The organism is Halopseudomonas formosensis (assembly GCF_900115905.1).
Classification (GTDB): domain Bacteria; phylum Pseudomonadota; class Gammaproteobacteria; order Pseudomonadales; family Pseudomonadaceae; genus Halopseudomonas; species Halopseudomonas formosensis.
In genome coordinates this window covers 207,016-222,606 of record NZ_FOYD01000003.1, presented here as the reverse complement: position 1 = coordinate 222,606, position 15,591 = coordinate 207,016, and the positions used below count along the sequence as shown (strand labels likewise).

At 61.1% G+C, this 15,591-nt stretch carries 18 protein-coding genes, 2 tRNA genes and 2 pseudogenes; 17 read left to right on the top strand and 5 right to left on the bottom strand.

The genetic code is table 11. The features are described from left to right. Positions 1–7: 7 nt before the first annotated feature. From tolA to BM046_RS06365, 5 genes are all read left to right on the top strand, one after another. Positions 8–1,027: a cell envelope integrity protein TolA gene (tolA, locus tag BM046_RS06385; protein ID WP_090538126.1), complete on the top strand. Its 1,020-nt coding sequence runs from the start codon at positions 8–10 to the stop codon at positions 1,025–1,027. Beyond that, positions 1,027–2,325: a Tol-Pal system beta propeller repeat protein TolB gene (gene tolB, locus BM046_RS06380; RefSeq protein ID WP_090538124.1), complete on the top strand. Its 1,299-nt coding sequence runs from the start codon at positions 1,027–1,029 to the stop codon at positions 2,323–2,325. The genes tolA and tolB overlap by 1 nt, the downstream gene beginning before the upstream one ends. Before the next feature lie 44 nt (positions 2,326–2,369). Then, complete coding sequence (gene pal, locus BM046_RS06375; RefSeq protein ID WP_090538122.1) at positions 2,370–2,873, top strand: peptidoglycan-associated lipoprotein Pal; 504 nt, start codon at positions 2,370–2,372, stop codon at positions 2,871–2,873. 15 nt (positions 2,874–2,888) lie between these two features. Then, a complete protein-coding gene (gene ybgF / locus BM046_RS06370) occupies positions 2,889–3,689 on the top strand; it encodes a tol-pal system protein YbgF (RefSeq protein WP_090538120.1) in 801 nt (266 codons plus the stop codon). Between the two features lie 126 nt (positions 3,690–3,815). Then, positions 3,816–3,891 (top strand) — tRNA-Lys (locus BM046_RS06365). 41 nt (positions 3,892–3,932) lie between these two features. Here BM046_RS06365 and BM046_RS06360 read toward each other — a convergent pair. Further along, a pseudogene (locus tag BM046_RS06360) lies at positions 3,933–4,190 on the bottom strand (hemerythrin domain-containing protein); the annotation flags it as partial. A gap of 134 nt (positions 4,191–4,324) precedes the next feature. On the opposite strand from BM046_RS06360, the gene BM046_RS06355 reads away from it, so the two are divergent. The 3 genes and pseudogenes from BM046_RS06355 to BM046_RS16595 all read left to right on the top strand — a co-directional run bounded on the left by BM046_RS06355 (position 4,325) and on the right by BM046_RS16595 (position 5,303). Next, positions 4,325–4,783 (top strand): ferritin-like domain-containing protein, encoded by a 459-nt coding sequence (locus tag BM046_RS06355; RefSeq protein WP_090538118.1) that lies wholly within the window; start codon positions 4,325–4,327, stop codon positions 4,781–4,783. A gap of 11 nt (positions 4,784–4,794) precedes the next feature. Continuing rightward, positions 4,795–5,004: pseudogene (locus BM046_RS16600) on the top strand (hypothetical protein); the annotation flags it as partial. Positions 5,005–5,090: 86 nt separating this feature from the next. After that, on the top strand, positions 5,091–5,303 hold the full coding sequence (locus BM046_RS16595; protein WP_407920435.1) for a hypothetical protein: 213 nt from the start codon (positions 5,091–5,093) through the stop codon (positions 5,301–5,303). Here the strand turns inward: BM046_RS16595 and BM046_RS06345 are convergent. Beyond that, a complete protein-coding gene (locus BM046_RS06345) occupies positions 5,293–5,934 on the bottom strand; it encodes a Yip1 family protein (protein ID WP_177197809.1) in 642 nt (213 codons plus the stop codon). The two genes, BM046_RS16595 and BM046_RS06345, sit on opposite strands and share 11 nt — an antisense overlap. A gap of 138 nt (positions 5,935–6,072) precedes the next feature. Between BM046_RS06345 and nadA the strand changes: the two genes are divergently transcribed. Beyond that, the gene (gene nadA, locus BM046_RS06340; protein ID WP_090538113.1) at positions 6,073–7,113 is read left to right on the top strand and encodes a quinolinate synthase NadA; all 1,041 of its coding nucleotides are present in this window, start codon (positions 6,073–6,075) and stop codon (positions 7,111–7,113) included. Between the two features lie 51 nt (positions 7,114–7,164). Here the strand turns inward: nadA and BM046_RS06335 are convergent, their stop codons facing one another. After that, entirely contained in the window at positions 7,165–8,568 is a 1,404-nt protein-coding gene (locus BM046_RS06335) for a M48 family metalloprotease (protein WP_090538424.1), read from the bottom strand. Positions 8,569–8,703: 135 nt separating this feature from the next. Here BM046_RS06335 and BM046_RS06330 point away from each other — a divergent pair, with 135 nt between their 5' ends. Continuing rightward, entirely contained in the window at positions 8,704–8,952 is a 249-nt protein-coding gene (locus tag BM046_RS06330; RefSeq protein WP_090538111.1) for a sulfurtransferase TusA family protein, read from the top strand. A gap of 77 nt (positions 8,953–9,029) precedes the next feature. Here BM046_RS06330 and BM046_RS06325 read toward each other — a convergent pair whose 3' ends face one another. Together BM046_RS06325 and BM046_RS06320 are read right to left on the bottom strand one after the other, a co-directional pair. Next, positions 9,030–9,497: a peroxiredoxin gene (locus BM046_RS06325; protein WP_090538109.1), complete on the bottom strand. Its 468-nt coding sequence runs from the start codon at positions 9,495–9,497 to the stop codon at positions 9,030–9,032. 20 nt (positions 9,498–9,517) lie between these two features. Continuing rightward, complete coding sequence (locus tag BM046_RS06320; protein WP_090538108.1) at positions 9,518–10,075, bottom strand: glycine cleavage system transcriptional repressor; 558 nt, start codon at positions 10,073–10,075, stop codon at positions 9,518–9,520. A 186-nt stretch (positions 10,076–10,261) separates the two neighbouring features. Here BM046_RS06320 and dapA point away from each other — a divergent pair, with 186 nt between their 5' ends. From dapA to BM046_RS06285, 7 genes are all read left to right on the top strand, one after another. Further along, entirely contained in the window at positions 10,262–11,137 is an 876-nt protein-coding gene (gene dapA, locus BM046_RS06315; protein WP_090538106.1) for a 4-hydroxy-tetrahydrodipicolinate synthase, read from the top strand. A gap of 32 nt (positions 11,138–11,169) precedes the next feature. Beyond that, positions 11,170–12,273, top strand: a complete 1,104-nt coding sequence (bamC, locus tag BM046_RS06310) for an outer membrane protein assembly factor BamC (protein ID WP_177197808.1) — start codon at positions 11,170–11,172, stop codon at positions 12,271–12,273. Positions 12,274–12,281: 8 nt separating this feature from the next. Next, positions 12,282–13,079 (top strand): MBL fold metallo-hydrolase, encoded by a 798-nt coding sequence (locus BM046_RS06305; protein WP_090538102.1) that lies wholly within the window; start codon positions 12,282–12,284, stop codon positions 13,077–13,079. Further along, the gene (gene purC / locus BM046_RS06300; RefSeq protein ID WP_090538100.1) at positions 13,079–13,792 is read left to right on the top strand and encodes a phosphoribosylaminoimidazolesuccinocarboxamide synthase; all 714 of its coding nucleotides are present in this window, start codon (positions 13,079–13,081) and stop codon (positions 13,790–13,792) included. The genes BM046_RS06305 and purC overlap by 1 nt, the downstream gene beginning before the upstream one ends. A 44-nt stretch (positions 13,793–13,836) precedes the next feature. Next, positions 13,837–13,926 (top strand) — tRNA-Ser (locus BM046_RS06295). 669 nt (positions 13,927–14,595) lie between these two features. Next, the gene (locus BM046_RS06290) at positions 14,596–15,129 is read left to right on the top strand and encodes a hypothetical protein (protein ID WP_090538098.1); all 534 of its coding nucleotides are present in this window, start codon (positions 14,596–14,598) and stop codon (positions 15,127–15,129) included. After that, positions 15,119–15,451, top strand: a complete 333-nt coding sequence (locus BM046_RS06285; protein ID WP_090538096.1) for a hypothetical protein — start codon at positions 15,119–15,121, stop codon at positions 15,449–15,451. Before BM046_RS06290 ends, BM046_RS06285 begins: the two co-directional genes overlap by 11 nt. Positions 15,452–15,591: the final 140 nt, after the last annotated feature.

The following is a 15,591-nucleotide window of genomic DNA, read 5'->3' as shown; positions in this document are numbered from 1 at the left end:
CAGATCTATGGTGGAGTCGAACAAAGAGCGCCTCGGCGCTCCCCTGATCAAGGCGCTGGGCATTCACCTGCTGGTCGCCATGCTGCTGTTCGTCTCCTTCAGCAAGGCGCCCGAATTCGAGCCGGCCAAGCCCATAGTTCAGGCGACGCTGGTACAGCTCAATTCCAAGAGCCCGGCGACCACCCAGACCGAGCAGCGCATTGCCGGTGAGGCCGAACGCACCGCAGCCCAGCGGCATGAAGCCGAGGAGCTGGCCAAGGAGCAGCAGAAGCGCCAGCAGGAACAGGAGGCCGCGCGCGCCGCTGAACAGCAGCGTCAGGCCGAGCAGCGCGAGGCGGCCGCCGCGGCGGAGCGCGCTGCCCAGGAACAGAAGGCCGCCGAGGAACGACGGCAGGCTGAGCAGGTCGAAAGGCAGAAGGCGGAAGAGGCAAGGCGTGCCGAGGCGGCCAGACGACTGGCCGAGGAAGAGGCCAAAAAGAAGGCCGCCGAGGAAGAAGCCCAACGCAAGGCCGCCGAGGAGGCGCGCAAGCGTGAGGAAGAGGCCCGGCGCCGCGCCGCTGAGGAAGCCAAGCGCAAGCAGGAGGCTGAAGCCAAGGCGGAAGCCGAACGCGTCGCCAGACTGCAGCGCGAGCAGGAGGAAGCCCGCGCCCGTGCTCTGGCGGATCTGCTGGCCGAGGAAACCCAGTACCAGCGGGCCCAGGCCGACCAGATCGGTGATCAGGTGGCGGCCAGTTATGATGATGTGATCCGCCGTTACGTCAGCGAGCAGTGGCGCAGGCCGCCGACCGCACGCAACGGCATGGTGGTGGAAGTGCGGATCAGCATGCTGCCCACGGGTGATATCACCGATGTGGTGGTGCTGCGCTCCAGTGGCGATGTGGGATTTGACCAGTCGGCCGTGCAGGCCGTGCGTAATGTCGGTCGTATCCCGGAAATGCAGCAGTTGTCGCGGGAGAATCCCGCCGCATTTGACCGTATGTACAGACAGCGTACCTTGCGCTTCAAACCAGAGGACTTGGACTTTTGATGAATTCATTGAAGTACTGGCTGGCCTGCGCTGCCATGCTGTTGATGGCACAGGTCGCACTGGCTCAGGAAGCCATCGAGATTACCCGGGGCAGCGACCGGGCTACACCGATTGCCGTGGTGCCCTTCGGTTGGCAGGGGGCGTCTCCGCTGGCCGAGGACATGGCGCAGATCACCGCCAACAACCTGCGTAACAGCGGCATGTTCGCCCCCTTCGCCCGCGAGAACATGCTCAGCTATCCCACCCGTGCCGAGGAAATCTTTCCCCGTGACTGGAAGATGCTGGGTGTCGAATATGTGCTGGCAGGCCAGGTAACGGCCACGGGCTCGGGCTATCAGCTGCAATATCATCTGTACAGCGTGCCGCGGGAACAGGTGATACTGTCACGCACAGTAAGTGGTGGTCAGAACCAGCTGCGGGATATCGCGCACAAATTGAGTGACGAGGTATTCGAACATATAACCGGCATCAAGGGTGCGTTCAGCACCAAGTTGTTATATGTGGCGGCGGAGCGTTTCTCCGCCGATAATATCCGCTATACTTTGCAGCATTCGGATTATGACGGTGCTCGAGCGGTTACTCTTCTGCAATCGCGGGAGCCGATATTGTCTCCGTCCTATGCACCGGACGGGCAGCGGATTGCCTATGTATCCTTCGAGTCGCGGCGTCCGGAAATATATGTTCACTATGTTCAGACCGGTCGCCGGGAACGGATAACCAGTTTTGAAGGACTTAATGGTGCGCCGGCCTGGTCGCCTGATGGCAAGCGACTGGCCTTTGTATTGTCCCGTGACGGAAATCCCGAAATCTACGTCATGGATCTGGACAGCAAGCAGATGCGTCGGGTGACCAACCATTACGGGATCGACACCGAGCCCACATGGATGGACAACAATACCCTGATCTTTACATCTGACCGGGGCGGGCGTCCCCAGATTTATAAACAGAACCTGAATAGTGGCTCCACAGAACGTCTGACTTTTGTGGGCAACTATAATGCCAATGCCAAACTCTCAGTGGATGGTCGGACTATGGTCATGGTCCATCGCCAGGATGGCTACAGGAATTTCCACATCGCTACACAGGATCTGGAAAGAGGCAATCTGAAAGTATTAACAGAAACGTCGTTGGATGAGTCTCCTACTGTCGCACCCAACGGCACTATGTTAATTTACGCTACCCGTCAACAGGGGCGGGGTGTACTTATGCTGGTTTCGACCAATGGTCGTGCACGGTCGGAGATTCCGACGAAGTTCACAGACCTGCGCGTACCATCATGGTCCCCATACCTGCCATAGGGTATACCAACACTAAACCACTTGGGGTTTATCAGGAGTCTATGATGGAAGTTATCAAGTTCGGCAAATTGGCAGCTCTGGTTGTCGCTTTCGGCGTTGTGGTTGGTTGTTCCTCCAAGGGTGGTGACGCTGCCGGTACCGGCGCGGTAGACCCGAACGCCGGTTACGGCGCTGGCGCTACCACCGGTGCTGACAGTGGCCTGAGCAGCGAAGAAGCCGCTCTGCGCGCCATCACCACCTTCTACTTCGAGTTCGACAGCTCCGACCTGAAGCCGGAAGCCATGCGCGCTCTGGACGTTCACGCCAAGGACCTGAAAGCTCAGGGCAACCGCGTTGTTCTGGAAGGTCACACCGACGAGCGTGGCACCCGTGAGTACAACATGGCTCTGGGCGAGCGTCGTGCCGCTGCCGTTCAGCGCTACCTGGTTCTGCAGGGCGTGTCCCCGGCCCAGCTCGAGCTGGTCTCCTACGGTGAAGAGAAGCCGGCTGTTGTTGGCTCCACCGAAGAAGCATGGGCTCAGAACCGTCGCGTTGAATTGCGCAAGTAAGCAGTAAGAGGTCACATGAAAGGGTATCAGGGATTCACGCTGGGTTGTCTGCTGTTGCCGGTCGCGGCTCTGGCTCAAGTACCGGTGATGGAAGGGTCGGGTAACACCGGCTACTATCCGCAGCAACAGGCTCCGCGTCTGCCTGATACCCGTTCTGCCTCGGCTGGCCTCTCGGCAGAGGGCCAGCTTCTGCTTCAGCTGGATCAGATGCAGCAGGAAGTATCCATGCTGCGTGGCCTGCTCGAAGAGCAGGAGTATCGCCTCAAGAAGTTGGAACAGGATCAGCTTGATCGCTATCAGGATATTGATCGCCGACTTTCTGCACTTTCCGCGGGATCACCGGCGCCTTCCGGCGACAGTGGTTCTGCATCCCCGGGCCTGGCCCCGGTAACGCCTTCCACCCAGAATCAGACCAGCAACACGCCGCCGGCAGAAGCCGATCCGGAGCGCGAGAAGTTGCTCTACGAAGCCGCGTTCGAGCAGGTGCGGCTGCGTGATTTCGAAAAGGCCGAGATGGCATTCAATGCCTTCCTGCGTCGTTACCCGCAGAGCGATTATGCGGGCAATGCCCAATACTGGCTGGGTGAGGTCTATCTGGCGCAGAACGATCTGGACAACGCCGGCAAGGCCTTCGCCTTGGTAATCAGCCAGTACCCCGGCCACCGCAAGGAGGCCGACGCTCTCTACAAGCTTGCCGATGTTGAACGTCGTCTGGGCAATCGAGACAAGGCTGCACAGCTGTACCAGGAAGTACTCAGCAAGCACGGCAATTCCTCAGCCGCACAGCTCGCCCGGCGGGACCTCAACGCACTCTGAGCAGGCGTCAGCGGGGCGTACCAGTGCAGATGGGTGCCGGCCACCGCGTGAGCGGCCAGCGATTGAAAAAATTGAAAAAACTTCTTGAATTTTCCATCTGAATCAGTAAGATATCGCGCATTCAACGGGTCGTTAGCTCAGTTGGTAGAGCAGTTGGCTTTTAACCAATTGGTCGCAGGTTCGAATCCTGCACGACCCACCATTTTCCCCCACGTTATCCTCTGCTTTACTCCCTTTCGATGATCAGGCAGCTCTCTTCATCAGCTTGAGTTTTTTCTGCTTCATCTGTTCGCCAAGTTCCTCGAGCTGCTCCGCACTCAGCAACTCCTGCGCATCCTTGAACATTTCCTCTTCCTCCTCCTCGATGTGGTGCTCCACCAGCTCCTTGAGCACCTTGATTCTGCCGGCGAATTCCAGGGAACCCGGATCGGTATTCAGAAGATCAGGCAGTACCAGGGAGTCCACAGCGCGGTGTTCTTGCTTGGCCTCGTGGTACATCTGTTGGACGGCTCGCCTCACGGGGCGTTCAGATTATCTGCCGGTCGAGGTGCTGCGTTAAAACTGGTTGAACCACTACCCAAACGGCCCGGTCATTTGTTGTACCACTCACTTGCTGAATGAGCAGGAGCAACTTCATGACCTTAGATACCAAAGAAGTGATTTCCACCCTCAATGATCTGATCGAAACCTGCAAGGATGGTGAAAAGGGCTTTCGTGTCTGCGCCGAGGACATTACCCGTCCCGAGCTGAAAACGCTGTTCAACCAGCGTGCCGGCGAATGCGCCCAGGCCGCTCAGGAACTACAGGCCATTGTCATCCGTCTGGGTGGCAACCCCGAGGACAGCACCAGCATGGCTGGCGACCTGCATCGCCGCTGGGTAGATCTCAAGTCGGCCATCACCGGCAAGGACGATGAGGCCATTCTGAACGAGTGCGAGCGCGGCGAAGATGTCGCCAAGCGCAGCTACCACAAGGCCCTGGAAAAGGCTCTGCCGGAAGACATCCGCCAGGTGGTGCAGCGTCAGTACGACGGCGTACTGCGCAACCATGACCAGGTGAAGATGCTGCGCGACGCCGAACGCGCCCGCAGCTGATGCACTGACCCATGAAGCCGGCGTCAGTTGTCGAGCCCGCTCCCGGTTGTCCGCCGGCTTTACATTACGTCAGTGACGACTCGCCGGGTTATTCCCGGCGGATCCTCAACGACAAACCCGCCTATTTCGACCAGCAGGGCAAACGCATACGCGACCCGGAAACCATCCGGCGCATCAATGCCCTGGCCATTCCCCCGGCTTATCGTGACGTCTGGATCTGCCCCCCGGCAGCACGCTGGCTCTGGCAGCCCTGCGGCAATGCCTGGCCGAGGGCTGCGAGCCCAGCCGGCAGGCAGTGGTGGATACGGTGAAGGATGTGGCAAAGCGCCTGGGCAACACGCCCTCGGTCTGTCGCAAATGCTATATCCATCCCGCGATTCTGGATGCCTTCCTGGAGGCGGGGCTGGATCGGGTGAGATGGAGCACCGGTCGGGCCAGACGCCGCTGGCTCAAGCCCGAAGAGGTGGACCTGTTGAGCTTTCTGCAGCACTACAGCCTGGACGGCAAACTCAGGGAATAAGGCCGGGGTCCAGTTGGCGCTCCTCGATATCCTGGTATTCGCCCGGCGGCGAGACCGCTCTCCAGCTTTCCATGTAGAACACCCCGACGCTGACCATGGCCAGCATGCCTGCGCCTATGATGCAGGCGCCGTAGAAATAGGCCTTGTCCTGCGCCAGGCGCATGAAATGGGGCAGGCCGAAGTACAGCTGCACTATAGAGAAGAAACCCACCAGGCCGAAGACCGGCAGCAGCAGCCAGCGTTCGGGATACAGAGCGGCCAGGCCACCGAGCATGAAGGGCATCGACAGGAAGGTAGCGAAGGCGATGCCATGGGAAGCGGGCGGGCGATGGGGCGTACGGAACAGTACCCAGCGCACTATATAACCCATGATGACGGCGTTGGTGACAAAAGCCAGCCAGACCGCTACGCCCAGTAGTGCACCACTCTGGCTGGTGAGAAAGCGGCGATCCTCGGAGCCGAACAGTTCCCAGCCGACGTTGGTGCCCCCATACCAGGTGCTCAGGGCGGGAATCAGGGATCCGATCAGCAGCAGCGGGAGAAAGGCCCAGGGCCGACGCTCTATATCGTCATGGATATGGGTCCAGGTTCTGCGGGGGGCGTAGAATAGACCTGGTACATGTCTGAACATGGTATATGCCTTTTTCCGGTGACCTTGTACTTCTTGACTGGAGCCCCTGGGGATAGTTCCGGTTGGCTTGCCGGCGGGATCGGTAGAACCTGTGGCTCGTGGTATGATGTCGGTCTGTGTTCCCGGAGGGGTTGTTAGATGTCTCAGATTTCCGAAAGGCTGCTGGTGCAGGCCCATCTGGCGGCCAAAGAGCCGGCTCCGCTGACCGATCAGGAAAAGGCGGATTACAAGGCTCGCATCGCGGCTGCGCTCAAGGCGCACGATGCCGTGCTGGTTGCGCACTATTACACTGATCCGCTGCTGCAGGAGCTGGCAGAGGAAACCGGTGGCTGCGTGTCCGATTCTCTGGAAATGGCCCGGTTCGGCAAGAACCACCCGGCCAGCACCCTGGTTGTGGCCGGCGTGCGCTTCATGGGCGAGACGGCGAAGATCCTCAGCCCCGAAAAGCGCGTGCTGATGCCGACGCTCGACGCCACCTGCTCACTGGATCTGGGTTGCCCGGCCGATGAGTTCTCCGCGTTCTGCGATCAGCACCCGGATCGTACCGTGGTGGTCTACGCCAATACCTCGGCAGCGGTGAAAGCCCGTGCCGACTGGGTGGTGACCTCCAGCTGCGCACTGCCGATCGTCGAGAGCCTGATGGACAAGGGCGAGAAGATCCTCTGGGCACCGGACAAGCACCTGGGTGACTACATCCAGCGCCAGACCGGCGCCGACATGCTGCTGTGGGACGGTGCCTGCATCGTCCACGAGGAATTCAAGGCCAAGGCCCTGCTGGACCTGAAGGCAGTCTATCCGGAGGCCGCGGTACTGGTGCACCCGGAATCGCCGGCGTCGGTGGTGGAACTGGCCGATGTGGTCGGCTCCACCAGCCAGCTGATCAGGGCTACCCAGGAACTGCCCAACCCGACCTTCATCGTGGCCACCGACAAGGGCATCTTCTACAAGATGCAGCAGGCCGCTCCGGATCGTCGACTCATCGATGCACCCACCGCCGGCGACGGCGCCACCTGCCGCAGCTGCGCCAATTGTCCGTGGATGGCGATGAACACCCTGCCGCGTCTGCTGCAGAGCCTGGAGCAGGGCACCAACGAGATCCTGGTGCCCGAGGAGCTGATCCCGGCGGCGGTACGTCCGCTGCAGCGCATGCTGGACTTCACCGCCAACCTCAACCGCTGATGGGTGGCATCTGGCCGGGACCAGGGTCCCGGTCAGACTCGCCATGCAGACTCAGAAACTCTTGATGATTTCCCGGCGACGGGCGACTTCGTCCTTGCGGGCATTGATCCGCGAGGTGACGACGAAGTTGTCGCCTGCGCGCTTGAGCGCCTGATCCAGCTGCTCGTCGGCCTGATCCAGATCCCCGGCAAGCATGAAGTATTCCGCCCGGGCCTGGTGCACGCCGAGAATGTTGCCGGCCAGCCCGCGGGCTTCCGACACCAGATACCAGACGTCCGGGTCGTCACTGCGCAGGCGTGCCAGGCGGTCGGTAACCTGCTCGGCGCCGCGGTAATCCTGCTTGCGCAGCAGCATGTTGGCCTTGGCCTCCAGCAGCGGATAGTTGTCCGGTTGCATTGCCAGCAGCTGATCAAGGCGGGTCAGGGCCTGGTCCAGGCGGTTGCGACTGCCGTCCAGCTCGACCTGGGCCAGCTGCACGGCAATGTTGTCGGGGTGCTCGGCCAGCAGCGTCTGCAGCTCGGTTTCCGCCTCGGCCTGCTGGCCGCTGCGGATCAGGGCCAGGGCCAGACCATAGCGGGCGGCAGAGTGCTCGCCTTCATGCTGGTCCAGCAGGGCACGGAAGCGTTGGGCAGCCAGCCCGGGGCTTTCTTCATAGAACAGCTGCACCCGGGCACGCATCATCTGGTAGTAGAGACTGTCACGGCGGCCATCGCCGCTGAGCTGGCCTGCGCGGTTGCGCGAGTCGGCGATCCGCGACTGGTTGACCGGGTGGGTCAGCAGGAATTCCGGCGGGGTACGGCTGAAGCGGCTGAGTCTGGCCAGACGCTCGAACATGTCCGGCATGGCATTGGGATCATAGCCTGCGCCTTTGAGGTTCAGCAGGCCGATGCGGTCGGCCTCCTGTTCGTTCTGCCTCGAGAACCGGCGCTGTTCCTGAATGGCGGCGGCCTGGGTCGAGGCCAGGGCAGCGAAGCCGGCATCGCCGCCACCACTGGCAGCGAGGATGATGCTGGCCAGCATGGCGGTCATCAGCGGTATGCGGTTCTGCTGCTGGTGCTGCAGACCGCGGGCGAAATGACGCTGGGACAGGTGAGCCAGTTCGTGGGCCATGACCGAAGCGAACTCGGCTTCGCTATGGGCATGCAGGAACAGCCCGCCGTTGACCCCGATGATGCCGCCCGGTGCGGCAAAGGCGTTGAGCTGGGGGCTGTCCAGGGTAACGAAGGTCAGGCGCCGGTCCTCCAGCTGACTGGTTTCGGCCAGCCCCATGACATGGCGTTCGACGTAGTCCTTGAGCAGCGGATCCTCAAGAGTACGTACCGAGCCGCGCAGCATGGACAGCCAGGCCCGGCCGAGCTGGTATTCCTGCTCGCGGGACATGATTGAGGAACTGGTGTCGCCGAGGGAGGGCAGATTGAACTCGTTGGCGGTCAGGGGCATGGCTACCGCTGTCATCAGGGAGAACAGCAGGATTCGGGCGGGGGCTCTGACGGCGTTGATCAATCGCATGGACTCACTCGTGGTTCAGGATGTGCCGCAGCGGGTGGCGCGTCGCAGGGTTATACTCGCGGCTTGATCTGGAGTGTACGCATGTTTGATGAAAAAAGTGAATTGCAGCCTGACCAGTGTCTGGACGCCCGGGGGCTGGCCTGTCCGCTGCCGTTGTTGCGGGCCAAGGTGGCACTCAATGGCATGCAGAGCGGGCAGTTGCTGTATCTGGTGGCTACCGATGCCGGTTCGCAGCGGGACATCGCCCGCTTTGCCGAGCTGGCCGGACACGAGTTGTTACAGGCTGAGGAAAGGGAAGGGGAGTTCCATTACTGGTTGCGCAAGGCCTGAGTGATGGAGGCAGATGGTGCTCGCACCGCTGCAGGGTGCGGGCACCACCCCGTCCGGCATGCTGCCGGGAAGCTGGTTCAGTCCAGCGCCTGGGCGGCGGCCAGCACCTCGGCAACATGGCCGGGGACCTTGACCTTGCGCCATTCGCGGCGCAGTACGCCTTCGCGGTCGATCAGGAAGGTGCTGCGTTCGATACCTTCGTACTGCTTGCCATACAGCTGCTTCTGGCGGATCACATCGAACAGGCGGCACAGGGTTTCATCAGCATCGCTGATCAGCTCGAAGGGGAAGCCCTGCTTGGCGCGGAAGTTCTCATGGGTGCGCAGGCTGTCCCGGGAGATGCCGAACACCAGGGTATCGGCGGCCTGGAACTGCTCGTACATGTCGCGGAAGTCCTGACCCTCGGTAGTGCAGCCGGGGGTATGGTCCTTGGGGTAGAAGTAGAGCACGACCTTCTTGCCGGCCAGTTCCGACAGGGTAACTGTGACGCCGCTGGTGGCGGGTGCAGTGAAGTCCGGCAGTGGGGTGTCCACCTTGATACTCATGAAAACAGCCTCGCTAGGGTTCAGTGAAGGGGACGCCAGGGTTCTATCACGGCGTCCAGGTTGAGTTCGTCGCAGAAGTCCAGAAACTGCTCGCGCAGCCAGCTGAGCTGGGTCTTGACCGGAATGGCGATGGTCAGCGTCAGGTTGAGCATCGGGGTACCGGTGTGCTGAGCCATATAGGTGAAGCTGAGCATTTCCTCGATGTCGATTTCCAGATGCTGGAAGAAGGTGCACAGCTCGGCAATCAGTTCCGGACGCTGAGCGGCAGTGACAAAGACGTTGTAGGGCAGTGCCGAGGGGCGTTCTTCGAGGGCATTGCTGCGGCGCAGGGACAGTGTCCAGTGTTCCCTGCGGGCCATAGGGGGCAACAGGGTCTCGAGGCGGGCCAGGGCGTCCCAGTTGCCGCTGACCTGCAGCAGCAGGGCAGTGCAGGTGCCGTGGCGGGTCATGCGGCTGCTGACGATCAGACAGCGCTGTTCCATGCACAGGCGGGTCAGCGTACTCGCCATGGCAGTGGTCTGCTGGCCCATGGCATTGATCACCAGAAACTGCTCCCGCGGGCTGGGCGCTGTGGACATGGATACTCCTCGAGGTAATGAACTTGGCCAGCGGCCATCAGGCTGCCTATTGTCCCCGTCTGCCGCCGGGCGTTCAACCACCAGTTTTATTGCCGCCCGCCAGCTTTGCTGGGCCGCGTCCCTTGTGCTGATCCCATGGCCTAAGTACCATTGCTGATCATCTCGTATCTTGTTGGAGCCCCTTGCATGATTTCAGGCAGCCTTGTGGCGCTGGTAACCCCCATGGACTCGCGTGGCAACCTGGATTGGCAGGCGCTTGACCGCTTGATCGAATTCCATCTGAACGAGGGCACCGACGGCATTGTTGCGGTCGGTACCACCGGGGAGTCCGCCACCCTGGACATGGAAGAGCACAAGGAAGTCATCCGCCGTGTGGTCGACAAGGTCGCCGGGCGCATTCCGGTGATTGCCGGCACCGGGGCCAACTCCACCAGCGAAGCCGTCGAGCTGACCCAGGACGCGCGCAGCGTCGGCGCCGATGCCTGCCTGCTGGTGACCCCCTATTACAACAAGCCGACCCAGGAAGGCCTGTATCAGCACTTCCGGTTCATCGCCGAGGCGGTGGACATTCCCCAGATTCTCTACAACGTGCCCGGGCGTACCGCCTGCGACATGCTGCCCGACACCGTGGTGCGTCTGGCGGATATCGACAACATCATCGGCATCAAGGAAGCCACCGGCGACCTGCAGCGTGCCCGTGAACTGATCGACCGCGTGGGTGATCGCATGGCAATCTATTCCGGCGACGACCCCACGGCCGTGGAACTCATCCTGATGGGCGGCAAGGGCAATATTTCCGTTACCGCCAACGTGGCACCGCGGCTGATGCACCAGCTGTGCGAGGCGGCGCTGAACGGCGATGCGGAAACCGCCCGCCGTCTGAACGAACAACTGATGCCGCTGCACAAGAAGCTGTTCATCGAATCCAACCCGATTCCGGTGAAATGGGCGCTGCATGAAATGGGGCTGATCGGCGATGGCCTGCGCCTGCCGATGACGCGACTGAGTGACGACTGCCAGCCTGTGGTGCGTGAAGCACTCAAGCAATGCGGTCTGCTGTGAATCCCGGGAACCTGATAATCAAGGAAATGCGAATGAAGCCTGTGCTCAATGCACTGACTCTGATGATGGTTGGCGTAGGACTGAGCGGCTGCGGCTATCTGTTCGGTGAAGATGGTTACTTCCGTGATCGGGGGTCGGACTACCAGACCGCCACCATCGAACCGCGCATGACAGTACCGCCGGAGCTGCAGAGCAAGCCCATCGGCGATCTGCTGCCGGTACCCGGCGAAGTCCGCGCCGGCGGCACAGGCAAGTACAAGGTGCCGCGCCCGCAGGGGCTGGCAACAGGTACCGAGTACAGCGAATACTCGATGCAGCAGAACGGCGGTGAACGCTGGCTGCTGGCCCAGCATGGCACCTCTGCCATGTGGCCGCGGGTGCGTCAGTTCCTCAACGACTACCGTGTGCCGGTCGCCCGGGAGTCCGCTACCCTCGGTGAGCTGGAGACCGGCTGGCTGGGCTTCGACGTGGACGCGGACAACCCGCTGGTACGGCGCCTGGCGCCGGCGGTCGGTCAGAACCGCCGCACGGACGGTCAGGAACTGCGCCTGCGGATCCGTGTTGAACCCGGTGTCCAGTCCGGCACCAGCGAAATCAAGGTGCTGCAGGCACAGCGCAGCCAGGGCAGCACCCAGGACAGCTGGCCCGAGACGTCCAGCAACAGCAACCTCGAGCGGGCCGTTCTGGCCGAGCTGGAAAGCTACCTGAACCAGAGTGGCGGTGCCGACTCGGTGGCCCTGTCCAGTGCCGGTGACGCGCCTGCCGCGCGGCGCAGCTCGCTGGATCAGGACGGTGCTGGCAACCCGGTGCTGAACATGAACACAGACTTCAACCGCGCCTGGGCGGCCGTGGGTCAGGCACTGGCCAGCGCCGACATCCATGTCGATGACCTGGATCGCAGCGCCGGTGTGTATTACGTCAATCCGCAGCAGAGCGCCAGACAGGACAAGCCGGGCTTCTTCGGTCGCCTGTTCGGCCGCGGCAAGGCGGAGGCCGACGCGCAGCAGCGTACCCAGGTACGGCTGACACCGGTAGGCAATCGGGTGCAGGTCACTGTGGAAGACAGCATCACCACCAGCTCTGATTCCAGCGAGGCAAGAGCGCTGCTCAGCCGGATCCTCGAGAATCTCAACTGAGGCGGCATTTGCGCTATTGCTCACTGGGAAGCGGCAGTCGGGGAAATGCCACGCTGATTGAGTACGGCACAACCCGACTGTTGGTGGACTGCGGCTTCAGCCTGCGCGCAACCGAGCAGCGACTGGCGCGGGCAGGGCTCAGCGCGCATCAACTCACGGCCATTCTGGTCACCCACGAACACTCCGATCACATCAGCGGCGTCGAGCGTCTGGCGCAGCGCTACTCCCTGCCAGTCTACATGACCGCAGGTACCCGCCACGGCATGGGGTCGACCGATCTGCCGGTGCGCCTGATCCGCTTCGGCGAGGACATCGACATCGGCGAGATCCGGGTCACCCCGGTGCCGGTACCCCACGATGCCCGGGAGCCCAGCCAGTTCATCTTCGACAGCGGCTATCACCGCCTCGGCGTACTCACCGACACCGGCAGCATCACCCCGCTGATAACAGAAATGTACAGTGAACTGGATGCGCTTTTGCTGGAAGCAAATTATGATCCGCACATGCTCGCCAGCGGACCCTATCCACGCTTTCTTCAGGCCCGAGTGGGCGGCGCGTTGGGCCATCTGAGCAACCAGCAGGCCGCCGGCCTGCTCGCCTCCCTGGATACCCGTCGGCTGCAGCAGATCGTCATTGCCCATATCAGTGAAAAGAACAACCGGCCGGAACTGGCCCGGCAAGCCGTTTCCAGTGCGCTGGATGGCTGGTCGGGACAGTTGCAGCTCGCGGCACAGAACCAGGGCCTGCCCTGGCAAGAGATAACCGAGACCACACAACCAACTATCGCCTGCATCGGGAGCCGATAATGGAAAAACGCACTGAACTCTATCGCGGCAAGGCCAAATCGGTTTACACCACCGATGATCCGGATCGCCTCGTCCTGCTGTTCCGCAACGACACCTCCGCCTTCGACGGCAAGAAGATAGAGCAGCTCGAGCGCAAGGGCATGGTCAACAACCGCTTCAACGCCTTCATCATGCAGAAGCTGCAGGAAGCCGGCATCCCGACCCAGTTCGACAAGCTGCTGTCCGACACCGAGTGTCTGGTCAAGAAGCTGGACATGATCCCGGTCGAGTGCGTGATCCGTAACTATGCTGCCGGCAGCCTGGTCCGCCGGCTGGGTGTGGAAGAGGGTACCAAACTGACCCCGCCGACCTTCGAGCTGTTTCTCAAGGACGACGCCAAGGGTGACCCCTTCATCAACGAATCCCACGTGGTCACCTTCGGCTGGGCCACCGCCGAGCAGCTGCAGCGCATGCGCGAGCTGACCTTCCAGGTCAACGACATCCTCAAGAAACTGTTCGACGACGCCGGCCTGCAGCTGGTCGACTTCAAACTGGAGTTCGGCCTGTTCAAGGGCGAAATCACCCTCGGCGACGAATTCAGCCCCGACGGCAGCCGCCTGTGGGACAAGGAAACCGGCAAGAAGATGGACAAGGACCGCTTCCGCCAGGGTCTGGGCAACGTCATCGAAGCCTACGAAGAAGTCGCCCAGCGCCTGGGCGTCCCCCTGTCTTAACGCTTTATCGGCCGCAGCGAAGCTGCTATCATGCGCGCCGACTTGGAGAGTTGCCGGAGTGGTCGAACGGGACGGATTCGAAATCCGTTGTACCCGCAAGGGTACCCAGGGTTCGAATCCCTGGCTCTCCGCCAGATGAACGAAAACCCAGCCTCGGCTGGGTTTTTTCGTTTCAGGTGAGAGGGCGGAAAGAGCCTCGTTTGTTTACGATTTTCGTAACCATGCGCTCGTGATCCAATGCACCATCCTGCCTGCTCCTCTGCCTACCATGCACAGCCTCAAGCTGTATGCAGTTGCGGTTGCGTTTGTATTGGCATGTATGCCGACGCTGGTTGCTGCCGAGTGCCGCTCCTTTACCAGTAGGAGCACCCTCCGGGTGCGAAAATGTGCTCGCCCCGTTCGCACCGAGGGCGGTGCTCCTACGGGAGCCAGGCCAGTGTAGTGAGTTGCGCCAGGCCATTATCCAGAAGACCATCCGGGTGGGGATGAAGGCGGCGGACGTGAAGCGCAGTTGGGGCGAGCCGACGCGGGTGCGTCGCGCGCATCCTGGTGATGATGAATGGGAGTACTGGAATCCTGCGGGTGACCAGATTGTGAGCATCGGGCCGGATGGCTGTGTGACAGGGTGGCGGACTGCGCGTGACTGAGTCCGGCTGGGTGCCCGTTTTTGGTGCTGTTGCTTGATACCGTATATTCCCTATCTCACTGGAACATGAACGGCTTGGCAGGCCGGGCATCGATTTCTTGCAGCACTGGAGCGTTCTCGTATCCTTGCTCCTTCCCTCTGATCTGGTGAGACTCCTATGTTGAAAAAGATCGTACTGGCCCTGACCGTGGCCCTGGCGACCGCTTCCGTACATGGCAAACACGCCGACAGCAAAACCACCTCTATCTTTTACGGGCGATTCGAACTGAAGGTGCCCACGCATCAACTGGCTGGGGCAAAGATACTGAGTGTGGATGGCCCGGTCATAAAGTTTTCCGATTCGGTCATATTGGCTGGGACGATTGCGACCCACGAAACGCTGGGGCTGCCAGAGGATTTCGAACTGGCGCGCTATCCTCGCTATATATTCGGGCTCGAGACAACTGACTCCCTCTCCGGAGAACTGAAGCAGGTCCTTGAGGGAGCGCTTGGCTCCTTCGGTATTGGGCCGGGTGCGGAGACCGCCGCAATCGAGCACGAACGGGGCGTCGTCTACAGCGCCTGCTTATTCCCCTCATGCCTGATATTCGCTACTCGCGCTGCTGAGCCGGAGCAATTGCTCATGCTGTTTCCGGAGGGCTTCTCTCGCGATGAGATTCTCGGGTTTATGGGGGTGAGCGATGCTGAGTGAGTTGCAGAAAAACGAACTGCACGGTTTGATCGTGCTGTTTATCGGGAATGATGTATCAGTCTCCAGAAGCAGGCCCCATTTCAATAGCGCGACGGTGGAAGTAGTGGAACGCATGATCGAAGCGAACATCGACTGCAACCAGACGATGAAGGAACTGGTATCTGAGCTGATATCAGGGGGCAGGGTGCGCTCAAGAGGTTGGCTCAAGCACGCTCTTGGCGGAGCCAGGGCAATGATAGAGCGAGCAGAGTTGAGGGGGTATGGTTGCCAAGTGAGTGCAAAGGCTAAATGGAAAACGGCGATCATAGCCAGTACTTATTGACGTAAGGCCGCCGCGCCAATTCCACTACCGGAGACGCAATTTCGCTTTTCCGTACAACCTGAAATACATGCGTGCCTTTGCCCGCGCCAGGATGCCGAGATTGTCCAACAGACTGTTGAACAATTGCCCGGACGCCATAA